This window comes from Achromobacter marplatensis (assembly GCF_049060505.1).
GTDB lineage: Bacteria > Pseudomonadota > Gammaproteobacteria > Burkholderiales > Burkholderiaceae_B > Achromobacter > Achromobacter marplatensis_A.
This window is the reverse complement of sequence record NZ_JBMGRB010000001.1, coordinates 504,315-524,107: the sequence shown is the minus strand read 5'-3', so window position 1 is coordinate 524,107 and position 19,793 is coordinate 504,315. Positions and strand designations below refer to the sequence as shown.

General features: G+C 64.4%; 15 protein-coding genes. 7 read left to right on the top strand and 8 right to left on the bottom strand.

Annotated features, from left to right (window positions below; translation table 11 throughout):
• The first annotated feature begins 83 nt into the window (after window positions 1-83).
• Window positions 84-1,397 carry a lysophospholipid transporter LplT gene (lplT, locus tag ACI0FO_RS02330; RefSeq protein ID WP_416023842.1) on the top strand — a complete coding sequence of 438 codons (1,314 nt, stop codon included), beginning with the start codon at window positions 84-86 and terminating at the stop codon, window positions 1,395-1,397.
• An 80-nt stretch (window positions 1,398-1,477) separates the two neighbouring features.
• Here lplT and ACI0FO_RS02325 read toward each other — a convergent pair whose 3' ends face one another.
• Both ACI0FO_RS02325 and tsaB read right to left on the bottom strand, forming a co-directional pair.
• Window positions 1,478-2,467: a uracil-DNA glycosylase gene (locus ACI0FO_RS02325; RefSeq protein ID WP_416023840.1), complete on the bottom strand. Its 990-nt coding sequence runs from the start codon at window positions 2,465-2,467 to the stop codon at window positions 1,478-1,480.
• A complete protein-coding gene (gene tsaB / locus ACI0FO_RS02320) occupies window positions 2,464-3,732 on the bottom strand; it encodes a tRNA (adenosine(37)-N6)-threonylcarbamoyltransferase complex dimerization subunit type 1 TsaB (RefSeq protein ID WP_416023838.1) in 1,269 nt (422 codons plus the stop codon). The genes ACI0FO_RS02325 and tsaB overlap by 4 nt, the downstream gene beginning before the upstream one ends.
• 131 nt (window positions 3,733-3,863) lie before the next feature.
• On the opposite strand from tsaB, the gene ompR reads away from it, so the two are divergent.
• The 4 genes from ompR (at window position 3,864) to ACI0FO_RS02300 (ending at window position 7,228) form a co-directional block, all read left to right on the top strand.
• Window positions 3,864-4,598, top strand: a complete 735-nt coding sequence (gene ompR, locus ACI0FO_RS02315; protein WP_003813882.1) for a two-component system response regulator OmpR — start codon at window positions 3,864-3,866, stop codon at window positions 4,596-4,598.
• Window positions 4,599-4,632: 34 nt separating this feature from the next.
• Window positions 4,633-6,027 carry an ATP-binding protein gene (locus tag ACI0FO_RS02310; protein WP_416023835.1) on the top strand — a complete coding sequence of 465 codons (1,395 nt, stop codon included), beginning with the start codon at window positions 4,633-4,635 and terminating at the stop codon, window positions 6,025-6,027.
• A gap of 59 nt (window positions 6,028-6,086) precedes the next feature.
• Window positions 6,087-6,635 carry a peroxiredoxin gene (locus ACI0FO_RS02305; RefSeq protein ID WP_006217982.1) on the top strand — a complete coding sequence of 183 codons (549 nt, stop codon included), beginning with the start codon at window positions 6,087-6,089 and terminating at the stop codon, window positions 6,633-6,635.
• A 74-nt stretch (window positions 6,636-6,709) separates the two neighbouring features.
• A complete protein-coding gene (locus ACI0FO_RS02300; RefSeq protein WP_416023833.1) occupies window positions 6,710-7,228 on the top strand; it encodes a carboxymuconolactone decarboxylase family protein in 519 nt (172 codons plus the stop codon).
• A 191-nt stretch (window positions 7,229-7,419) separates the two neighbouring features.
• Here the strand turns inward: ACI0FO_RS02300 and ACI0FO_RS02295 are convergent, their stop codons facing one another.
• From ACI0FO_RS02295 to ispD, 3 genes are all read right to left on the bottom strand, one after another.
• Window positions 7,420-9,540 carry a DUF4344 domain-containing metallopeptidase gene (locus ACI0FO_RS02295; protein WP_416023831.1) on the bottom strand — a complete coding sequence of 707 codons (2,121 nt, stop codon included), beginning with the start codon at window positions 9,538-9,540 and terminating at the stop codon, window positions 7,420-7,422.
• A 139-nt stretch (window positions 9,541-9,679) separates the two neighbouring features.
• The gene (ispF, locus tag ACI0FO_RS02290) at window positions 9,680-10,165 is read right to left on the bottom strand and encodes a 2-C-methyl-D-erythritol 2,4-cyclodiphosphate synthase (protein ID WP_416023829.1); all 486 of its coding nucleotides are present in this window, start codon (window positions 10,163-10,165) and stop codon (window positions 9,680-9,682) included.
• Window positions 10,162-10,845 carry a 2-C-methyl-D-erythritol 4-phosphate cytidylyltransferase gene (gene ispD / locus ACI0FO_RS02285; RefSeq protein WP_416023827.1) on the bottom strand — a complete coding sequence of 228 codons (684 nt, stop codon included), beginning with the start codon at window positions 10,843-10,845 and terminating at the stop codon, window positions 10,162-10,164. Before ispD ends, ispF begins: the two co-directional genes overlap by 4 nt.
• 29 nt (window positions 10,846-10,874) lie before the next feature.
• On the opposite strand from ispD, the gene mfd reads away from it, so the two are divergent.
• On the top strand, window positions 10,875-14,357 hold the full coding sequence (mfd, locus tag ACI0FO_RS02280; protein ID WP_416023825.1) for a transcription-repair coupling factor: 3,483 nt from the start codon (window positions 10,875-10,877) through the stop codon (window positions 14,355-14,357).
• A 22-nt stretch (window positions 14,358-14,379) separates the two neighbouring features.
• Complete coding sequence (gene serB / locus ACI0FO_RS02275) at window positions 14,380-15,237, top strand: phosphoserine phosphatase SerB (RefSeq protein WP_416023824.1); 858 nt, start codon at window positions 14,380-14,382, stop codon at window positions 15,235-15,237.
• 135 nt (window positions 15,238-15,372) lie between these two features.
• Here the strand turns inward: serB and ACI0FO_RS02270 are convergent, their stop codons facing one another.
• The 3 genes from ACI0FO_RS02270 to nuoN all read right to left on the bottom strand — a co-directional run bounded on the left by ACI0FO_RS02270 (window position 15,373) and on the right by nuoN (window position 19,788).
• Complete coding sequence (locus ACI0FO_RS02270) at window positions 15,373-17,634, bottom strand: TonB-dependent receptor (protein WP_416023822.1); 2,262 nt, start codon at window positions 17,632-17,634, stop codon at window positions 15,373-15,375.
• 326 nt (window positions 17,635-17,960) lie between these two features.
• Window positions 17,961-18,290 (bottom strand): DUF2818 family protein, encoded by a 330-nt coding sequence (locus ACI0FO_RS02265; RefSeq protein ID WP_416023820.1) that lies wholly within the window; start codon window positions 18,288-18,290, stop codon window positions 17,961-17,963.
• 13 nt (window positions 18,291-18,303) lie between these two features.
• Window positions 18,304-19,788 (bottom strand): NADH-quinone oxidoreductase subunit NuoN, encoded by a 1,485-nt coding sequence (nuoN, locus tag ACI0FO_RS02260; RefSeq protein WP_416023818.1) that lies wholly within the window; start codon window positions 19,786-19,788, stop codon window positions 18,304-18,306.
• Window positions 19,789-19,793: the final 5 nt, after the last annotated feature.

Genomic DNA, 19,793 nt, shown 5'->3' with positions numbered 1-19,793 from the left:
GGCTATACTCCCTGACACTTTTTGGCACGACACATAATTTTCACGCGGACCGGCCGGGCTCAGGCCAAAGAACGGGGACATTCTTGAAACGTGGTTTCTATCTGGTCATGGCCGCGCAGGCCTTCTCGTCATTGGCGGACAATGCGCTGTTCATCGCAGCGATCGCCTTGATACAGGAACTGCATGGCCCCGACTGGCTGGCGCCCATGATGAAATGGTCGTTCGCGCTGGCCTACGTGGTGCTGGCGGCCTTTGTCGGCGCCCTGGCGGACTCCTTCCCCAAGGGGCGGGTGATGTTTTCCACCAACGCCCTGAAAGTGGCCGGCTGCCTGCTGATGTTCTCGTATGCCAGCATCGGCGTCGCCCCGGAATATCAGACGTATCTGGTGTGCGCTGCCTACGCCGTCGTAGGCATCGGCGCCGCCGCGTATTCGCCCGCCAAGTACGGCATCGTCACCGAAATGCTGCCGCCGCACATGCTGGTCAAGGGCAACAGCTGGATCGAGGGCCTTACGGTCTTCTCCATCATCCTTGGCACGGTGCTGGGCGGCCTGCTGATCTCGTCCTCGGTCTCCACCGCGCTGCTCAGCCACTCGTTCATCGGCAGCCTGGTGCATACGCCGGCCGAAGCCGCCATCCTCGTGATCGCTTTCGTGTACCTGCTGGCGGCGCTGTGCAATCTGATGATTCCGCACACCCACGTGCGCTATCCGCCGCAGCAAAAGAACCCGGTACGGCTGATTCGCACGTTCTGGGGCTATGTCTGCGTGCTTTGGCGCGACAAGCTGGGGCAGATCTCGCTGGCCGTCACCACGTTGTTCTGGGGCGCTGGCGCGACCCTCCAACTGATCGTCATCGAATGGGGCCGCAGCCACCTGGGCTATCAACTGGACAAGGCGTCGATGCTGATGGGCGTGGCCGCGCTGGGCACGGTGGTGGGTTCGATCCTTGCCGGCCGCATCCCGCTGCGCCGCGCGCTGGCCGTGCTGCCGGTGGGCGCCGCCATGGGGCTGGTCGTGCTGCTGATGCCGCTGGTCTACTCGCCCTGGAGCGTGTACCTGCTGCTGCTGATCACCGGCGGCCTGGCCGGGTTCTTCGTGGTGCCCATGAACGCCCTGCTGCAACACCGCGGCCACGTTTTGCTGTCGGCCGGCCATTCCATCGCCGTGCAGAACTTCAACGAACAGCTCAACATCCTGCTGATGGTGGCGATGTACACCCTGCTGCTGTGGCTGCAACTGCCCATCAACATCATCATCATCATCTTCGGCACCGTCGTCGCCGTGCTGATGGTCGTGTTCATGCGCTGGAGCAAGCGCAACATGCTGGCCAATCCCGATCTGCACGACCAGATCGGCCAGGAAGGCCATGGCCGCGCACTGGACTCCACACACTAGGAAATCACCGCCAAGCGATTGATATCCCAAAGAAAAACCGGGCCAAGGCCCGGTTTTTCTTTTGCGACTGAAAGCCGCTGTCAGACCATGCGGGACGCCAGCTTCAGGTCTTGCCAGGCGCGCGCCTTCTCGGACGGGCTGCGCAGCAGGTACGCGGGGTGGTAGCTGACGATGACCGGAATCTCGGCGCCTTCGTCCGTCTTCAACGAATGAACCCGGCCCCGCAGGCTGCCGATCGTGGCGTCCGTGCCCAGCAGCGTCTGCGCCGCGAAGCGGCCCAGCACCAGGATGCGCTCGGGTTTGAGCAAGGCAATCTGCCGCATCAGGTACGGGCTGCAGGCCGCGATTTCCTCGGGCTTGGGGTTGCGGTTGCCCGGCGGACGGCACTTGATCACGTTCGTGATGAAAACATCGGTTTCGCGGCTCATGCCCACGGCGGCCAACATCGCGTCCAGCAGTTGGCCGGACCGGCCCACGAAGGGATGACCCTGCCGGTCTTCTTGCTCGCCCGGGGCTTCGCCCACGACCAGCCAGCGGGTCGGGGTGGCGCCTTGGCCGAACACGGCGTGGCGCCGCCCGTCGCACAGGCCGCAGGCGGTGCAGGCCACGACCTGTTCACGCAATTCGTCCAGATTGGCGTTCTTGACGGCTTCGGCCACCGGGATGCGCGGCGCCTCGACGACGTCGTCCTCGGCCGCCTTGGGCTCCGGACGCGGAGGCGGGCCCGTGCGATTCAGGATTGACGCCGGAATGCCCGGACGGCCATTCGCCCGCCTGGACGCGACGGCGGTCTCGGCCACAGGCACGGCGCCGGCAACGGTAGGCGGCGCGGCAGGCGCCGGCGCAGGTGCCACGGGCAGCGGCGCGGTGTCTTGTACAACGACGGCCGGCATCGCGTCGGGAACGGAAACCGGTTTGGAAACAGGCGCTTGCGGCACCACGACGGGACGCGCGGCGGCGGGCGCCGGACGCATCCACAGGCGTTCCATGCCGATTTCCCGCAGCCAGATCCTTTGCAAAGGATTGATGCGAGGAGCGGCCGGCTTGGCGGCGACGGTCGGCAGGCTCATGCTGCTTCCTCCGCCGCAGCCGCAAACCGCTTCTGCATGACCAGCGCATCTTCGCGGGCCCCCTTGGCAGCCGGGTAATACCCCCGCCGCACGCCGATCTGCAAATAGCCGTGATGTTGATAGAAGCTGACGGCGGACTCATTCGACGGGCGCACTTCCAGCAGCACGCCTTCCAGTCCGCGCTGGCGGGCCTGCTGCTCGCACCAGTCAAGCAGGACGCCGCCCAGGCCCTGGCGATGCAGGGGCTTGGCCACGGCGATCACCAGCAGGTGGGCCACGTCGGGCGCGAACATCAGAATGCAAAAGCCCGCCACCTTGCCCTCGCGGCGCAACACCCAGGCGCCGTACCCGGCGGCCAGCGCATCGGCGAAATTGCCTCGGGTCCAGGGAAACGCCTGCACATGGGCTTCCAGCGCCACCACGTCGTCCAGGTCGGCTTCGGTGAGGGGCTGCGGGATCAGGGGCGCTTGCGGCGCCAGCGACGGCTGGGCCTTGGGGTTGCCGCCTTCGCCGCGCATGCGTTCGGCGGTGGTGAAGGCCACCTTGTCGCGCACGTACAGCGGCGCGGCCTGTTCGGGCGGCAGGGCCTCGCCGCGCAGCCATCCCTGGCGCGCCAGCCGCGCCACGCTGGCGGCTTCGGGCCGTTGCGCGTCGGCGGCACGGCGCCAGACAGGCGGATGCGTCATGTCGGCTGCATAGGCGTCCCAGGCATCACCTGCCAGCACCAGTTTCAGGGCCTGGCCCGCCTGCGCCGACCACCCGGGCAGGTGGTGCGCGGTCCAGGGCACGACTTCGGCCGCCGCGATCAGCAGCGGCGGCTGCACGGTTTCCCAGCCGCCCTCGCCTTCCGGCGCGGCCGCCGGGCGGTAGACCGCCAGATAGACTTCATTCATGCGCGCGTCCAGGGCCACGACGATGGCATCGGACGGGGTTGCGTCCGCGACCTGGGCGGCAACCGCCTGGTGCGACACAACCGGCAGCACGGGTATGCCCAGGCCCAGCCCCATGCCCTGGGCCACGCCGCAGGCCACGCGCAGCCCGGTAAAGCCTCCCGGGCCTTGACCAAAGGCCACCGCGTGGAGGGCAGAAGGCGCCAGGCCCGAGGCCGCCAGAAGCTCGTTGGCCATCGGCAAAAGCCGTTCGGCGTGCTCTTGGGACCCCTCGTGTTCCCGGGTGCTGACCTCCAGACGGCCATCGACCGCCCGCAAAAGGGCCACCCCACAACGGGACGAAGACGTTTCCAAAGCCAGCAGGTTTAGTTCCATAGATGCAGATTGTACGAAATACGGCGGCTTTGCCCCCGGTTGTAAGGGGGATTTCAACCATGGTTCGCAATGTGTAATATCTTGTGAACGCCCACTAGCCGCTGGTTCTCGTCACTGTTACATTTCCGGCCATGAATACGCAAAACACCACCCCCACCCGAAAAATCCTCGTCGTCGACGATGATCCGCGCTTGCGCGATTTGCTGCGCCGGTATTTGTCCGAGCAGGGATTCAACGTTTTCGTTGCCGAAGACGCCAAAGAGATGGGCAAACTCTGGCAACGCGAGCATTTCGACCTGCTCGTGCTGGATCTGATGCTGCCCGGCGAAGATGGCCTGTCCATCTGTCGCCGGCTGCGCGGTGGCCACGACAATACGCCCATCATCATGCTCACGGCCAAGGCGGAAGAAATCGACCGCATCGTAGGCCTTGAAATGGGCGCGGACGACTACCTGTCCAAACCGTTCAACCCCCGGGAACTGCTGGCACGGATCAACGCGATCCTGCGCCGCCGCGGCACCGAGGAACATCCCGGCGCCCCCAGCCAGGAAAACGAATCCATCGCCTTCGGCCCCTACGTGCTCAACCTGTCCACCCGCACGCTCACGCGCAACGGCGAACAGGTGCCGATCACCACGGGTGAATTCTCGGTGCTCAAGGTGTTTGCGCGCCATCCGAAGATCCCCCTGTCCCGCGACAAGCTCATGGAGCTGGCGCGCGGCCGCGAATACGAAGCCTTCGATCGCAGCCTTGACGTCCAGATCTCGCGCCTGCGCAAACTGATCGAACCCAATCCGTCCAAGCCCGTGTTCATCCAGACCGTTTGGGGTCTTGGATACGTGTTTGTGCCGGACGGTGGTAGCTGATCGGCTCGCCCGCCCCGGGCAGGAGCGCAGCCTCGTGCCCCGCTTGCGCAGAACCTTCAGGAACCTGACTTCACGTCTGCGGCTCGGCTTGTTCGGCCGCACGTTCCTGCTGCTTGCCGCGCTGATGTTGGTCAGCCTGGGCGCGTGGCTACAAGTCTTCTTCAGCATGGAGCTGGGACCGCGCGCCAATCAAATGGCGCAGCGGGTGATCACGGCCGTCAATATCACACGCACGGCGCTGATCTACTCGCACAACGGCGAACGCAGCAAGCTCCTGCTGGACCTGGCCACCAACGAAGGCATCCAGGTCTATCCGCGCGAAGTCACTGACTTTGCCGAAGCCCTCCCCGACGACGACTACTGGCAACGCGTTGCCCAGCATATCCGCACGCGCTTTGGTCCGGAAACGCAGATCGCCTGGGGCGTGAACCAGGTGCCGGGCTTTTGGGTCAGCTTCCAGATAGAGAAAGACCTGTACTGGCTGGTGTTCGAGCGAGAGCAGATCGGGTTGACGGGCGGGATCGAATGGTTGGGCTGGGGCGCCACGGCGTTGCTGCTTTCCCTTGTCGGGGCGGCGGTCTCGGTGGGCTTCGTGAACCGGCCTTTGTCGCGGCTGGCCCGGGCGGCGCAAGTGCTGTCGCGCGGCGAGACACCGGCGGCCCTGCCCGAGCAGGGCCCGCTGGAAATCCGCGACCTGAATGCCTCGTTCAACCGCATGGCCAAAGACTTGCGGCAGGCCGAGGCCGACCGGGAACTGATGCTGGCGGGGATTTCGCACGACCTGCGCACGCCGCTTGCCCGCATGCGGCTTGAGATCGAACTGAGCGGCGTGTCGGAAGACGCCCGCCAGGCCATCGACGAAGACCTGGGCCAGATCGACCACAGCATCGGCCAGTTGATGGAATACGCACGTCCGGCCGGCACGCTGCCGCAGCTGGCGACGGACATCTCGGCGGTGCTGGCCGAACTCTACGAACGCGAACGCAGCCATACGGCGTCGCTGGGTGGAGAGCTCGACGCCTCGCTGGAACCGGGGCTGCGCGCCCGGATCACGGCGCTGGATCTGAAGCGCGTGGTCAGCAACCTGATCGAAAACGCGCGACGCTATGGCCGGTCCAGCGACGGCATGGCGCACCTTGTCATGACGCTGCAAGCCGAAGGCGGCATGATCGTGATCGAAGTGTGCGACCGCGGACCCGGCATCGCTCCTGAAGATGTCGACCGGCTGCTGCGGCCTTTCTCGCGTGGCGAGGCGGCGCGTACCGGCGTCAGTGGCGCGGGCCTGGGTCTGGCCATCGTGGAACGCCTGCTCAAGCACGTGGGCGGCACGCTGCGAATGCTTCCCCGCGAGGGCGGCGGCCTGACCGCACGCATAGAGTTGCCCAAAGCTAAGTTTAGGAATTATCAATTAGACAACGATAATCCATAGCGTAGAATTTATGCTTTAAGGCACAGCCTTATTTCCACCAACAACTACTGGGAGTACACATGAAAACTGTTGGCGACAAACTCGAGCCCTTCAAGGTCACCGGCGTCAAGCCCGGCTTCAACCAGCACGAAGAAAATGGCGTGTCGGCGTTTGAAGACATCACCGAAAGCTCGTTCCCCGGCAAGTGGAAGGTGATCTACTTCTACCCGAAAGACTTCACGTTCGTGTGCCCGACCGAAATCGTCGGCTTCAACAAGCTGGCCAAGGATTTCGAAGACCGCGACGCCGTCCTGCTGGGCGGCTCGACCGACAACGAATTCGTCAAGCTGGCATGGCGCCGTGAGCACCCGGACCTGAACAAGCTGGGCCACTACCAATTCGGCGACACCACCGGTGCCCTGATCGACCAACTGGGCGTCCGTGAAAAGGGTGCTGGCGTTGCCCTGCGCGCCACGTTCATCGTTGATCCGGACAACACGATCCAGCACGTTTCGGTGAACAACCTGAACGTCGGCCGTAACCCGGAAGAAGTTCTGCGTCTGCTTGACGGTCTGCAAACCGACGAGCTGTGCCCGTGCAACCGTACGGTTGGCGGCGCCACGCTGTAATTTCCAGCCCGGCAACGGGCCTGCTTGCAGGCCCCGAGCTGGGCTTTAATTGCGCTAGATTATAGGTAAAAGCTATGGAATTTCTTACTACCATTAAGGAACAGCTGCCGGATTGGGCCAAGGACATCCGCCTGAATCTGGACGCCGTGATTGCCCGTTCGACGCTCGCCCCTGAAGATGCCGTGGGCGCCGCCCTGTCCGCCGCCTACGCCGCGCGCAGCCCGGTGCTGGTGGAAGCCTTCAAGAGCGGTTTGTCGGAAGGCGACGCCAACGCCGCGCTGACCGCTTCGGCGCTTATGGGCATGAACAACACCTGGTATCCCTACGTGGAAATGACAGGCGACGCCCAATTGAAGAGCCTGCCGGCGCAGTTGCGCATGAATGCCTACGCCACCCACGGCGGCGTGGAAAAGAAGCGCTTTGAATTGTTCGCGCTGGTGGCCTCGATCATCGGCAAGTGCCACTTCTGCGTGGCCTCGCACTATGAAAACCTGAAGAACGACGGCTTGTCGACCGAACAGCTGCGCGACGCCGGCCGTATCGCATCGGTCGTCAACGCCGCCGCACTGGCGTTGACCGCGCAAGGCAAGTAAACGAGCCCCCACGCCGCACACGCTGCGCGTGCTTGCTGCCCCCCAAGGGGGCGCTTTTTGCCTTGGGGCGGCCCGGCGGCAAAAATGGCCCCCACGCCGCACACGCTGCGCGTGCTTGCTGCTCTGCTCCTTGATGGGCACAAAAAAACCGCCTGTTCGCACAGGCGGTTTTTTCATGCGGCGAGCGATGGCTACTTCTTCGCCATGTCCGAGGTGGTCGGCAAGCCGTTGGCGACCCATGCCTCGACGCCGCCGCGGTACCAGTAGGCCGGCCAGCCCAACGTCCCCGCGCGCAACGCCGCGTTATAGGACGAACGGTCGTTCATGCTGCCGCCCAGGAACACGACCGGCACATCCCGCTTGCCGCCGCTTTTCTTCAGCAACCAGGCGTCCAGCGAGGCTTGCAGCTGATCAGTGACGCTGCCGTCCGAACCGGCGTCGGCCAGCGGGAAAGCGATCGGCACCGTGTCGCGCAGGCCGCTGGTATCGACGATCAAGATGTTCTTGTCGTTCTTGACCATCGACACCAGATCCGCGGTGGTAATGACCTGGGCGCGGTAGATCTGGTTTGGCGTCGGCCCTTTGTAGGGCGCGGCGAACAGCATGGTCGTGGGCGGCACGCCCATGTCTTTCAGTTCGTCGATGGCGCTGGGGGGCATGCCTTGGCCGGGTGCCGATTGCGGCTGCGGGCGCGGCGCAGTGGCCGGGCCGCCGCCCTTGTTGGCCACGACTTCGCCATTGACCGTACCCATTTCGATATCGGAAATCATCACCGCGATGCTCTCGATGAGCTCATAGCACATCGTGATCGAGCCTTCACGCGGGCTGTACCAGGCGTTGAGCTTGCCGCAGTCCTTGAACACCACGTTTACCGGACGCGGCAGCACATAGGTCTGCCCGAGCAACTTGATGTTGTTCGTGATCGCTTCGGAAAGGTTGTTAGCGAACAGGTTGCCGATCTTGCGCGAAGACGGTTCGAAGACCACCTTCACCGGCGCGCCGGGCGCATTGGCAGGCTGCAGGCCGTCCGGCGTCCAGGTGCCGACGCGGGTATACGGCGCCAGGATCTTGCGCCAGGCGCGGTTCTGCTTGTTGAATTCGTCCGAGCAACGCGCCTTGGTCCGGTCTTCAAGCCCCACGTGCTTGGCCACCGGTTCGAAGACGCTGGGATTGCCGCCATACATGATGCAAAGCATGTTGCGGAAACGCTTCAAGTCGCCCGTGTGCTCGTCTTGCCAAGCCGAAGAGGCCGACGCGCCATTGCTTTCAGCCACTTTGCCGCTGTAGTACCACTGCAGCGCGGCATAGGTCGCCGCGTCGCGGGCCATGGTGTTCACGTCCTTGTCGTTCGACGGGTACATCGTCGGTTCAACAATCTGCAACGCCGCATAGATGTCGACCGCGTCTTCTTCCGCGCCGGTCGACGGCAATTCCAATTCGCCGATCAGCGCATGGCCGAACTCGTGCATGAAAATGCTGCGCATGATCCCGATGTACACCGAAACGATGCGCAGGGTGTCGCCACCGAAGCGCGGATAGGGGCCCGCGCCCGGCAATCCCGAGCCGCCGTTACCGGCGGCCGGCGTCTGGGCGGGTGCTGGCGTTCTTTGCGGATTGCCGCCTTGCGGGGCGGTTTGCGGCGCACCCGCGCCGCCGCTGCCGCTGCCGGGGCGCGGGGGCAGTCCGCCGGCGGGCGCCGCCGCGCCGGACGGCTTCGAACCCACATTCGACTCGATGGTGAAATCCGCGATGCCGAACGTGCCGACGTCATACGCCATGATGCCGATTTCGGAACCCACCGCGGGCGAATCGGTAACGTCGCCGATTATCTGGCCATTCACGACGAACCGGGCAGCGCCCGGAAGCTCGACCACTTTCATGCGGTCGGAACCGTCCAGTTTCGCCAGGTTGGGCACCGACGCGATATCGCGTCGCTTCTGGCCTTCAAGGCAAAACAGCAACGTATTCTTGTCGGCCGTGATCTCAAGCAGGCACAAACTCTTGGCGGCGCGGTTATTCAGCACGACGCCGATAGAGGCTTTCGGATTCTGCGAATTGACGACCACATTCACGTCGGTCACGCGGCCCGTTTCAGGCGCCGGCCCCACGTTGAGATACAGCGTCTGTTCGCTGCCGGGCGTCCCTGTATTGCGCAAGCTGAACCAGCCGTCTTGCACGCCGGCGGTCCAGCCTTGCAGCAGTTGCTGCCTGACCGTGCCGGCCAGCGGGCCAAGCTGTTGTTCAAACTCGGCGTGTGCAGGCGAACCGAATGCACCTAGAACGAAAATCAGGGCGACGCCGCGTAAGTGCATCCGAATGTCTCTGTGGTCGAAATTGAAGTAGCGGAGAATATGCCAGATCAATTCGACCCGCTTATTTATTTGTTAAAGATGTATTCCAAAGTAAATAAGCGGGTAATTCGTGTTCTTCGCGCGCCAGCGGCCTGGCCTTTCAGGCGCGCGCCAGCAAGGCCACCACCGTGGCGGCGATGCCTTCCTTGCGGCCCAGATAGCCCAGGCCCTCGTTGGTCTTGGCCTTGATATTGACCTCGGTCTCGGCCAGGCCGGTGTCGGCCGCGATGTTCTTCACCATGGCCGGCGCATGCGGGCCGATCTTGGGCGCTTGCGCGTGCAGGGTGGCGTCAATGTTCACCGGCGCCCAGCCGGCCCGGCGCACCCGCGCCATCGCCTCGCGCAAGAGCACGCGGCTGTCCGCACCCTTGAAAGCCGGATCGGTATCCGGAAAGTGCCGGCCGATGTCGCCCAGGCCCGCCGCGCCCAGCAGCGCGTCGGTTATGGCGTGCAGCAACACGTCCGCATCGGAATGCCCCAGCAGGCCATGCGTGTGCGGGATCGTGACCCCGCCGATAATCAGCGGGCGGCCTTCGACCAGCGCGTGCACGTCAAAGCCCTGCCCGACGCGAAAAGGAATGCTCATAGCCATTTTTCCATCAGTTCGAAATCATCTGGCCACGTCACCTTGAAATTGCGTAAGGCGCCCGGAACCAATAACGGCGCATACCCCGCCGCTTCCAGGGCCGAAGCCTCGTCGGTGACGATCACGCCATTCACGGAGGCCGCCGTCAGCGCATCGCGCAGCACGCCGGCCCGAAACATCTGCGGCGTCTGCGCCAGCCACAAGCCATTGCGGTCCAGCGTGCGCTCCACCCGCTCGTGCCCCCCCTTGACCGTATCGGCAACCGGCAACGCCAGCAAACCGCCGACGGGATCGGCCAGGCAGGCATCGATCAGGCGGCGCAACGCGGCTTCGGGCAAGCCGGGACGGGCGGCGTCATGGACCAGCACCCAGGCATCGTCCGCCACGCCGCTGTCGGCCAGCGCGCCGGCAACGGTGTCGGCCCGAGTCGCGCCGCCGCAGGCCCGCCATACCGTCCGCGGCAGGCCGGCCAGCGCCGCGTCCACCCAGCCGTCGCCCGGGGTCACGGCCACGCGCACCTGGGACACGCGCGCATCGGCCAACAAGGCGTGCACCGCATGGCGCAGCATGGGCTGTCCGGCCAATGGACGATACTGTTTGGGCACGGGCTGCGCACCGGACGGGTTGGCCCGGGCGCCGACACCCGCGGCGGGTACGATCGCAATGATTGAGTCAGACATGGTGCGGTGATTTTATAATCTTCCGCTTGATGCCTGCTTCCAGCCTGATGCCCACCCCCAATTCCTCCGCCACCGCCGCCCCGCCCGTCCCGGCGACCGCCCCTACCCTGTCCGCGCTGAAAGCCGGCGCCCGCTATGCGCAACCCCGTCCGCCAGGGTCCGGCGACGCCTGGCTGCTGGCGGACCTGGCACGCCAAGCGGGCGCGCCGCTGGTCATCCTGACGGCCGAGCCGCTGGAGGCCCAGCGCCTGGCGGAAGAGATCCAGCTTTTTGCCCCGGATTTGCGCGTGCGGCAGTTGCCCGACTGGGAAACGTTGCCCTACGACGCGTTTTCGCCGCACCAGGACTTGATCTCCCAGCGCCTGCACACGCTGCACTCGCTGATGATGAAGACGGTGGACGTGCTGACGGTGCCGATCACGACCGCGCTGTACCGGCTGGCGCCGCCCTCGTTCCTGGCCGCCTACACGTTCTCGTTCAAGCAAAAGGACAAGCTGAACGAAGCCGCCCTGCGCGCCCAACTGACGCTGGCCAACTACAACCACGTCACCCAGGTGACCGCGCCCGGCGAGTTCTGCCTGCGCGGCGGGCTGATCGATCTGTTCCCCATGGGCTCGGCCGTGCCCTACCGGCTGGACCTGTTCGACGACGAAATCGAGACCATCCGCAGCTTCGACGTCGACACGCAGCGCAGCCTGTACCCCGTGCGCGAGGTCCAGTTGCTGCCTGGCCGCGAATTTCCGATGGACGAAGATTCGCGGACCCGTTTCCGCGCACGCTTCCGAGAGATTTTTGAAGGCGATCCATCCCGCGCCCTGCCCTACAAGGACATCGGCAACGGCATCCCGTTTGCCGGCGTCGAGTACTACCTGCCGCTTTTCTTCGAGGAAACGGCGACGCTGTTCGATTACCTGACGGCAGGGACCGTCACCGTCACGATTGGCGATATCGACGACGCGATCCAGCGTTTCAACCACGACACGTCCAGCCGCTACGGGTTCTTGAAAAGCGACCGCGAGCGCCCCGTGCTGCCGCCGGCCTCGTTATTCCTGGACAACGAAACGCTCTACGCAAGCCTGAAGGCGTTCCGTCGCCTGTCGCTCACCGCCGGCGAGCCGCACCCCGACTTCAAAGCCGTGCCCGACGTCAGCGTGGCGCGCCGTTCCGACGACCCGATCGCCAAGCTGCGTGCGCTGGTGCAGACACGCCAGACCCGCGTGCTGCTATGCGCGGATTCGGCCGGCCGCCGCGAAACCCTGGTGCAGATGCTGAACGAGTTTGGCGTCACGCCCGATGCGCAGCCGGACACCATCGAAGCCTTTCTGGCGTCCGACGCAAACTTCGGCATCGTGGCCGCGCCGCTTGCCACCGGCTTCGGCCTGCCGCAGGCCAATCTGGCCTTCCTGACCGAAAACGACCTGTACCCGGGCCTGGCTTCGACCGGCCGGCGCGGCAAGCGCTCGCAGGAACGCGCCAGCAACGTCGAAGCGATGGTGCGCGACCTGTCCGAACTGCGCGCCGGCGACCCCGTCGTCCACGCGCAGCACGGCATCGGCCGCTACCATGGCCTTGTCAACATGGATATGGGCGAAGGCGAGATGGAATTCCTCCATCTTGAATACGCCAACGGCAGCACCTTGTACGTGCCGGTGTCGCAACTGCACGTGATCGCCCGCTACAGCGGCGCCGACCCGGAAGCCGCGCCGTTGCACCAATTGGGCTCCGGCCAATGGGACAAAGCGCGCCGCAAGGCCGCCCGCCAGGTGCGCGACACCGCGGCCGAGCTGTTGGCGCTGTATGCGCAGCGCGCCGCCCGCGAAGGCTTCGCCTTCAATCTGCCGCTGAACGACTATCAGGCCTTCGCCGAAGGCTTCGGCTTCGAAGAAACCGCCGACCAGGCCGCCGCCATCGAAGCCGTGCTGGCGGACATGACCTCCGGCCGCCCCATGGACCGGCTGGTCTGCGGCGACGTGGGTTTTGGCAAGACCGAAGTGGCGTTGCGCGCGGCCTTCCTGGCGGTGGCCAACGGCAAGCAGGTTGCCCTGCTTTGCCCCACCACTTTGCTGGCCGAACAGCACGCCCAGACCTTCTCCGACCGTTTTGCCGACTGGCCGGTGCGCGTCGTCGAGCTGTCGCGCTTCCGATCGGCCAAGGAAGTGGCGGCCGCCGTCGAAGGTATCAACGACGGCCGCGTCGACATCGTCATCGGCACGCACAAGATCCTGTCCAAGGACGTGCAGTTCAAACGTCTGGGACTGGTCATCATCGATGAAGAGCACCGCTTTGGCGTGCGCCAGAAAGAAGCGCTGAAAGCGTTGCGCGCCGAAGTCGACGTGCTGACGCTAACCGCCACGCCCATTCCGCGCACACTCGGCATGTCGCTGGAGGGCATCCGCGACTTCTCGGTCATCGCCACCGCGCCGCAGAAGCGCCTGGCGATCAAGACCTTCGTGCGCCGCGAAGACGGCAGTACGCTGCGCGAGGCCCTGCTGCGCGAGCTCAAGCGCGGCGGCCAGTGCTATTTCCTGCACAACGAGGTCGAAACCATCCACAATCGCCGCGCGCGCCTGGAAGAGCTGGTGCCCGAAGCCCGCATCGCCGTGGCCCACGGCCAGATGCCCGAGCGCGAACTTGAACAGGTGATGAAGGGCTTCTATCAGCAGCGCTACAACGTGCTGCTGTGCACGACCATCATTGAAACCGGCATCGACGTGCCCAGCGCCAACACCATCGTGATCCACCGCGCCGACCGCTTCGGACTGGCGCAGTTGCACCAGTTGCGCGGCCGCGTGGGACGTTCGCACCACCAGGCCTACGCCTATCTGCTGACGCCGGGCGAGGACGCCATCACGACCAACGCCAAAAAGCGCCTGGAGGCGATCCAGGCCATGGAGGAACTCGGTTCCGGCTTTTACCTGGCCATGCACGACCTGGAAATCCGGGGCACGGGCGAAGTGCTGGGAGACTCGCAGTCGGGCAATATTCAGGAAGTCGGCTTCTCGATGTACAACGAGATGCTGAACGAGGCCGTCCGTGCCTTGCGCGCGGGCGAAGAACCCGACCTGGACGCGCCCTTCAACCTGGCCTGCGAAGTCAATCTGCACGCGCCCGCGCTGCTGCCTTCCGACTACTGCGCCGATGTGCACGCGCGCCTGGGCATCTATAAGCGCCTGGCCCACGCCGCCAACGAAGACGATCTGATCCTCATCCAGGAAGAACTGATCGACCGCTTCGGCAAATTGCCCGAAGCCGCGCAAACGCTACTGACCACGCATCGTTTACGCCTGGCCGCGCAACCGCTGGGCATCGTCAAGATCGACGCCAGCGAAGCTCAGGCCCTGATGCAATTCGGCCCCAAGACCACGGTCGATCCCGGCCGGATCATTGAACTTGTGCAACGCCAGCGCAACATCAAACTGGCAGGACAGGATAAATTGCGGATTGAGATCAAGGCCGCGCAGATCGCTGCCCGCGCCGACGCCATACGCGTTGTGCTGCGCGCCTTGAAATAATCCCGCCAACCTTCGCAACTTTATGACTACCCATCACCTTGTCGTCCAATCTCCCGGCCTGACCGTCGAACACGCGGAACAACTGGCCGCGCTGGTTCAGGCCCAGGGCGTGGCGCGCATCAGCAACACCGCCGCCCGTCTGCTGGACGTGCAGCACGACGCCCTGACCCGTGCCGAAGTCGTGGCCTGGGCCGACCGCAACGGCGTGGACGTGGCCTTCTTGCCGGCCGGCCTGAAACTGTCGCAATGCAAGGTCCTTGCAATGGACATGGACTCCACGCTGATCAACATCGAGTGCATTGACGAGATCGCCGGCGTGGCGGGCGTGAAAGACAAGGTGTCCGAGATCACCGAAGCCGCCATGCGCGGCGAGATCAAGGACTTCGCCGAAAGCCTGCGCCGCCGCGTCGCATTGCTCAAGGGCGTGCCAGCCGACGCGCTGGAGCAGGTCTATGTTGAAAAGCTGCGGCTGAACCCGGGCGCGGAACGCCTGATCAGCACGGCGCAGGCCGCAGGCATCAAGGTATTGCTGGTGTCGGGCGGCTTCACGTTCTTCACCGATCGCCTGCGCGAACGGCTGAACCTGGACAGCGCCCATGCAAACACGCTGGAGATCGACAACGGCCTATTGACCGGCCACGTCGTGGGCGACATCCTGGATGCCTCGGCCAAGGCGGTCTACCTGCGTGAATTCGCCCGGGCGCACGGCGCCACGAAAGACCAGATCATCGCGATGGGCGACGGCGCCAACGACCTGCTGATGTTGGGCGCAGCCGGCTTCCCGGTGGCCTATCACGCCAAGCCGCTGGTGCGCGAGCAGACTCGTTTCGCATTGAACGTGACGGGCCTGGACGGCGTGCTGAACTGGTTCGAAAGCTGATCGGCGGCGGCTTCGCAGCCGTCCGAAACAACAACCAACCGCCTGCCCTCAAAAAAAACCACCTTGCGGTGGTTTTTTCCTTGCAGCTTCGGAACCGTACCGGCCCATCAAGAGCGGCCCGTCGCTACGGCGCCATCAGTACCGGACCTTCAGCGACAGCAATGCCGCGCGGCCCGAACCCAGCGCGGCGTAGTGCGCCGCGTAAGCCTTGGTGTAGTACGTTTCGTCGAACAGGTTCAGCACGTTCAACTGCGCCGAGAAGTGCTCGTTGAACTCGTAGCCCGCCATCGCGTCGAAGCGCCAGTACGAAGGCACCCAGCGCGCCTTGGGCGTACCGTCCGGGTTATTCGATGCGTCGGCATTGCCGAATTGCTTGTCGACGTAGTAGGCGCCGCCGCCGATCGTCAGCTTGGGCAGGACCTTGTAGGTGGTCCACAGGCTGAAGGCATTACGCGGCGTATTGGGCAGATCCTGGCCCACGGCGCCGCTGTTATAGGCGCCCTTGGTCACTTCGCTGTCCATGAAGGTATAGCCGCCGAACACGTTCCATCGGGGCGTGATGTTGCCCGAGAAGCCCAGTTCGATGCCCCGCACCCTGGCCTCGCCCACTTGCGACACTTCCGTGGCGGACACGGCAACGCTCGTGTTCTTGCGAATATCGTGGAAGGCGGCCGCCGACAAGGTCAGGCGGTCATCGAACACCTGCCACTTCGTGCCGAGTTCCACGGTGCGGCTCTTTTCGGGCTCGAGCGATGCGCTCGTGACCGACGCGGCATCGCTGATCGCGCCGGCCGCGATGGCCGACGGCGTGGACGAGGTGCCATAGGTGGCGTAGATCGTGCCATTGGGCAGCGGCTTGTAGGCCAGGCCCAACTGATAGTTGAACAGATTGTCTTCGCGACGGGTGCTGTAGAACGCCGGCGTGCCGGCCGGATCGTTGCGGCCCTTCGCAATGTTGCTGCCGCTGGTGCGGTAGTTATCCCAGCGCGCGCCCAGGCTGGCCTGCCATTGATCGTTGAACTTGATCGTATCGAAGCCGTACAGCGCCAGGGTATCCGTGTTGTAGCGGGCCGGGTTGTTATTGCGAGTCAGGTGCCCCGTGTAATCGGTGCCGGGATCCGGATCCCACAGTGAGGCGCACAGCGCCGGATTCGACAGGTCGGCAGCGCCGACCTTGCACGCCATCGGCCCCTTGGCGATGGTCTGCGTGTAGCTGTCCTTGTCTTGCTTGATGTTGCTGTATTCGAAACCCAGGTCGAACGAGTGCTTCAGGCTGCCCGTATCGAACTCGCCGGTCAGATCCGTCTGGTTGGCGAAGCTCTTGGTGACGTAGTAGCCCGACTTCAATGCGCGGTAAACCAAGCCGTTGGGCACGTTGCCCTTGCTGTCGTCCGGGTTGGTGGCGGCGAAATCGGTCGTGCCGCGGCCGTACCGGGTCACGTTGCGCAATTGCAGCTTGTCCGAAAAGTCATGCTGAAAATCGACGGTCGCGACATCATCCCGCGTGCTCATGAAGTCCCGGCCCTTCAGGCCGTAGAACGTCTTGCGGCTCACGCCCATCGTCTCCGTCACCGGCTGACCCGTCTTCGGGTCATACGGAATGGAGTAGTCCGGCATGCTGTCGTCTTGATAGTGGTAGTAGCTGAGCGTGATGCGGGTCGGCGTGCCGACTCCCAGCATCAGCGACGGCGCTACGCCCCAGCGCTCGAAATCCACGGCGTCGTCGCGGCCCGCCACGTCGCCCTTGTTGCCCATCACATTCAGGCGGAACGCCGCCTTGTCGGCCAGGCGCCAGTTGCTGTCGATCGTGGCGCGATAGTTGTTGTCCGTGCCGATCTGAGCGGTGGCTTCGGTAAAGTCCGTCGCCTTGGGCGACTTGCTGACCATGTTGATGCTGCCGCCCGCGCCGCCCCGCCCGGAATACACCGAGTCCGGCCCCTTGATCACTTCCACCTGTTCCAAGTTGAACGTATCGCGCACCTGCGTGCTGGAATCGCGGATGCCGTCCAGGAACAGGCTGCCCGCGGCGTTCTGGCCACGAATGATCGGCAAGTCGCCGCCCGGACGGCCGCCCTCGCCCGCGCCGAACGTAATACCCGGCGAATTGCGCAGCACGTCTTGCAGCGTGGACGCCGCCTGATCCTGGATCACCTGCTTCGGCACGACCTGCACCGTGCGGGGCGTGTCCAGCAAGGGCGCGGTCATTTTTGGCGACGGCACCGTCGTCGTCTGGTACGAAGACCCTTCGCCCTCCACCCGTACCGGAGCAAGCTGCGTCACGCCCGAGTCCGCGGACTGCGCGGCGGCGTAAGGGCTGATGAACAGGGCAGGCGCGGCGATGGCGGCGGCCAACGAGGTAGTAAGCGTATTCAGCGAATACGAGTCTTGGGGCTTCAAACCAGCTTCTCCAAAATATAAATAGCAACGATTCTTATTTTTTTACCGGTTGCGATTTTGATCTGGAGCGCTGAATGAAACCTGAATGAAGGCCCTGCGCTTACGTTAAAGATGAAAAAAACAACACTTATGCCTGCAAGATCGCTATAAATAACAGCTTATAGCGCAATGGCGCGGCGATGCCCCTGCCAGCGTCCACGGCTAGTCCGCGATGCCATTGCACGCGCCTGGGGTGGCCGCCCTGCTGCGCGCTCTTGCGTGCGGCACATTTCACGGACCCAAAAGAAAAACGCCCCTGACGGGGCGTTTGGTGCCTTGGCGGGCCATCAGGCGCGCAGACGGGGGTGCCGTTTAAACAAGTAGCGGTAGACGAAGCCCGGATAGGCCAGCACCAGGTACAAGCTCAGGGTGATCGCGTAGAACTCCCAGGTCTGGGCAAATCGGTTGCCCAGCGTGGACTCGAACGCAAAACCCAGCGCGCCGACGATGGCGTAGAACACCAGCACTTCAACCAGGCGCAGCCAGAACGGTTTGACCGCGGCCTCGCCGGCCTGCTTCCAGGGCAGGACGGCGAACACCCGTTCCGTCAGGAACGGGAGGTTGGCGCTGACGAGCGCCAGCGCGATCAACAGCCATACCGCCAGCGTCTGGTTCATGGCGGGTTTCCGATTACAGGGACAGCGACGACCGGATGGCCTGGACGCACAGCGCCATCAGGCCGCCCGGCAGCAAGCCCAGCACCAGCATCATGGCGCCGTTGATCGACAACAGCCCGCGTTGACCGCAGGTGGCGGCGATCGGTGCGGCGTCGGCCGCCGGTTCGTCGAAGTACACAACCTTGACGACGCGCAGGTAGTAGAACGCGCCAATCAGCGAGAACAGCACGGCAATCACGGCCAGCGTGACGTGGCCGGCGCTGATCAGCGCTTGCAACACGGCCAGCTTGGCGTAGAAGCCCACCAGCGGCGGAATCCCGGCCAAGGAGAACATCAGCAGCAGCACGATGGCGGCATGCCACGGGCTACGGCGATTCAGGCCCTTCAGGTCGTCGATCTGCTCGCATTCGAAGCCCTGGCGCGACAGCAGCAGCACAATGCCGAAGCTGGCCAACGTGGTCAGCACGTAGGTCAGCATGTAGAACAGCGACGCGCCATAGGCGGCGGATGACAGTTCCGGCTTGCCCGCGACCGAGCCCGACATCAGGCCCAGCAGCACGAAGCCCATGTGCGAGATGGTCGAATAGGCCAGCATGCGCTTGAAGTTGGTCTGCGCGATGGCGGTCAGGTTACCGATGGCCAGCGACAGCACGGCCAGGATCATCAGCATCGGCTGCCAGTCGGCGGCCAGGCCATGCAGACCGTCCACCAGCAGGCGCAGCGTGATGGCGAAGGCTGCCAGCTTGGGCGCGCCGCCCAGGATCAGCGTGACCGCGGTCGGCGAACCCTGGTAGACGTCCGGCACCCACATGTGGAACGGCACCGCGCCCAGCTTGAACGCCAGGCCCGACACCAGGAACACAATGCCGAACACCAGCGCCATCTTCTCGGCTTTGCCGGCGGCGATGACCTTGGAGATCTCGGCCAGGTCCAGGTGGCCCGTGGAGCCATAGACCATCGACATGCCATACAGCAGGAAGCCCGAGGCCAACGCGCCCAGCACGAAGTACTTCATGGCGGCTTCGGTGGCCACGACGTCGTCGCGGCGCAGCGCGATCAGCGCATACAGCGCCAGCGACATCAGCTCCAGGCCCAGGTAGATCGAGATCAGGTTCCCGGAGGAGATCATGACCATCTGGCCCAGCAGCGCGAACAGCGTCAGCACGTAGAGTTCGCCGCCCTTGAGCATGTCGCGGACCTGCGCATAGACGCGGCCGTAGACCAGCGTGGCGCCCACCGCGATATAGGACGCGATTTTCAACAGGTGCGACAGTTCGTCGGTGACGTACAGCCCGTGGAACGTCGCGCCCGAAACGCCGTTTTTCCATTGGAAGGCCGACACGACGGTCAGCACGCCCAATGCCAGCAGGGTCAGCAAGAACGTGGGCTTGCGCTCAGGGTGATTGCTGACCGCGTCGACGAGCAGGATAGCCAGGCCGAAAACCAGCAGGAGGATTTCCGGTGTCGCCAGGGCGAAATCGATTTGGGATTGCATCATTGTCT

What these genes read in the sequence shown, in the direction of transcription:
- ACI0FO_RS02325 (WP_416023840.1), bottom strand. Translation starts at nt 2,467, where the DNA reads ATGAGCCTGCCGACCGTCGCCGCCAAGCCGGCCGCTCCTCGCATCAAT.
- tsaB (WP_416023838.1), bottom strand. Translation starts at nt 3,732, where the DNA reads ATGGAACTAAACCTGCTGGCTTTGGAAACGTCTTCGTCCCGTTGTGGG.
- ompR (WP_003813882.1), top strand. Translation starts at nt 3,864, where the DNA reads ATGAATACGCAAAACACCACCCCCACCCGAAAAATCCTCGTCGTCGAC.
- ACI0FO_RS02305 (WP_006217982.1), top strand. Translation starts at nt 6,087, where the DNA reads ATGAAAACTGTTGGCGACAAACTCGAGCCCTTCAAGGTCACCGGCGTC.
- ACI0FO_RS02300 (WP_416023833.1), top strand. Translation starts at nt 6,710, where the DNA reads ATGGAATTTCTTACTACCATTAAGGAACAGCTGCCGGATTGGGCCAAG.
- ACI0FO_RS02295 (WP_416023831.1), bottom strand. Translation starts at nt 9,540, where the DNA reads ATGCACTTACGCGGCGTCGCCCTGATTTTCGTTCTAGGTGCATTCGGT.
- ispF (WP_416023829.1), bottom strand. Translation starts at nt 10,165, where the DNA reads ATGAGCATTCCTTTTCGCGTCGGGCAGGGCTTTGACGTGCACGCGCTG.
- ispD (WP_416023827.1), bottom strand. Translation starts at nt 10,845, where the DNA reads ATGTCTGACTCAATCATTGCGATCGTACCCGCCGCGGGTGTCGGCGCC.
- mfd (WP_416023825.1), top strand. Translation starts at nt 10,875, where the DNA reads ATGCCTGCTTCCAGCCTGATGCCCACCCCCAATTCCTCCGCCACCGCC.
- serB (WP_416023824.1), top strand. Translation starts at nt 14,380, where the DNA reads ATGACTACCCATCACCTTGTCGTCCAATCTCCCGGCCTGACCGTCGAA.
- ACI0FO_RS02265 (WP_416023820.1), bottom strand. Translation starts at nt 18,290, where the DNA reads ATGAACCAGACGCTGGCGGTATGGCTGTTGATCGCGCTGGCGCTCGTC.
- nuoN (WP_416023818.1), bottom strand. Translation starts at nt 19,788, where the DNA reads ATGATGCAATCCCAAATCGATTTCGCCCTGGCGACACCGGAAATCCTC.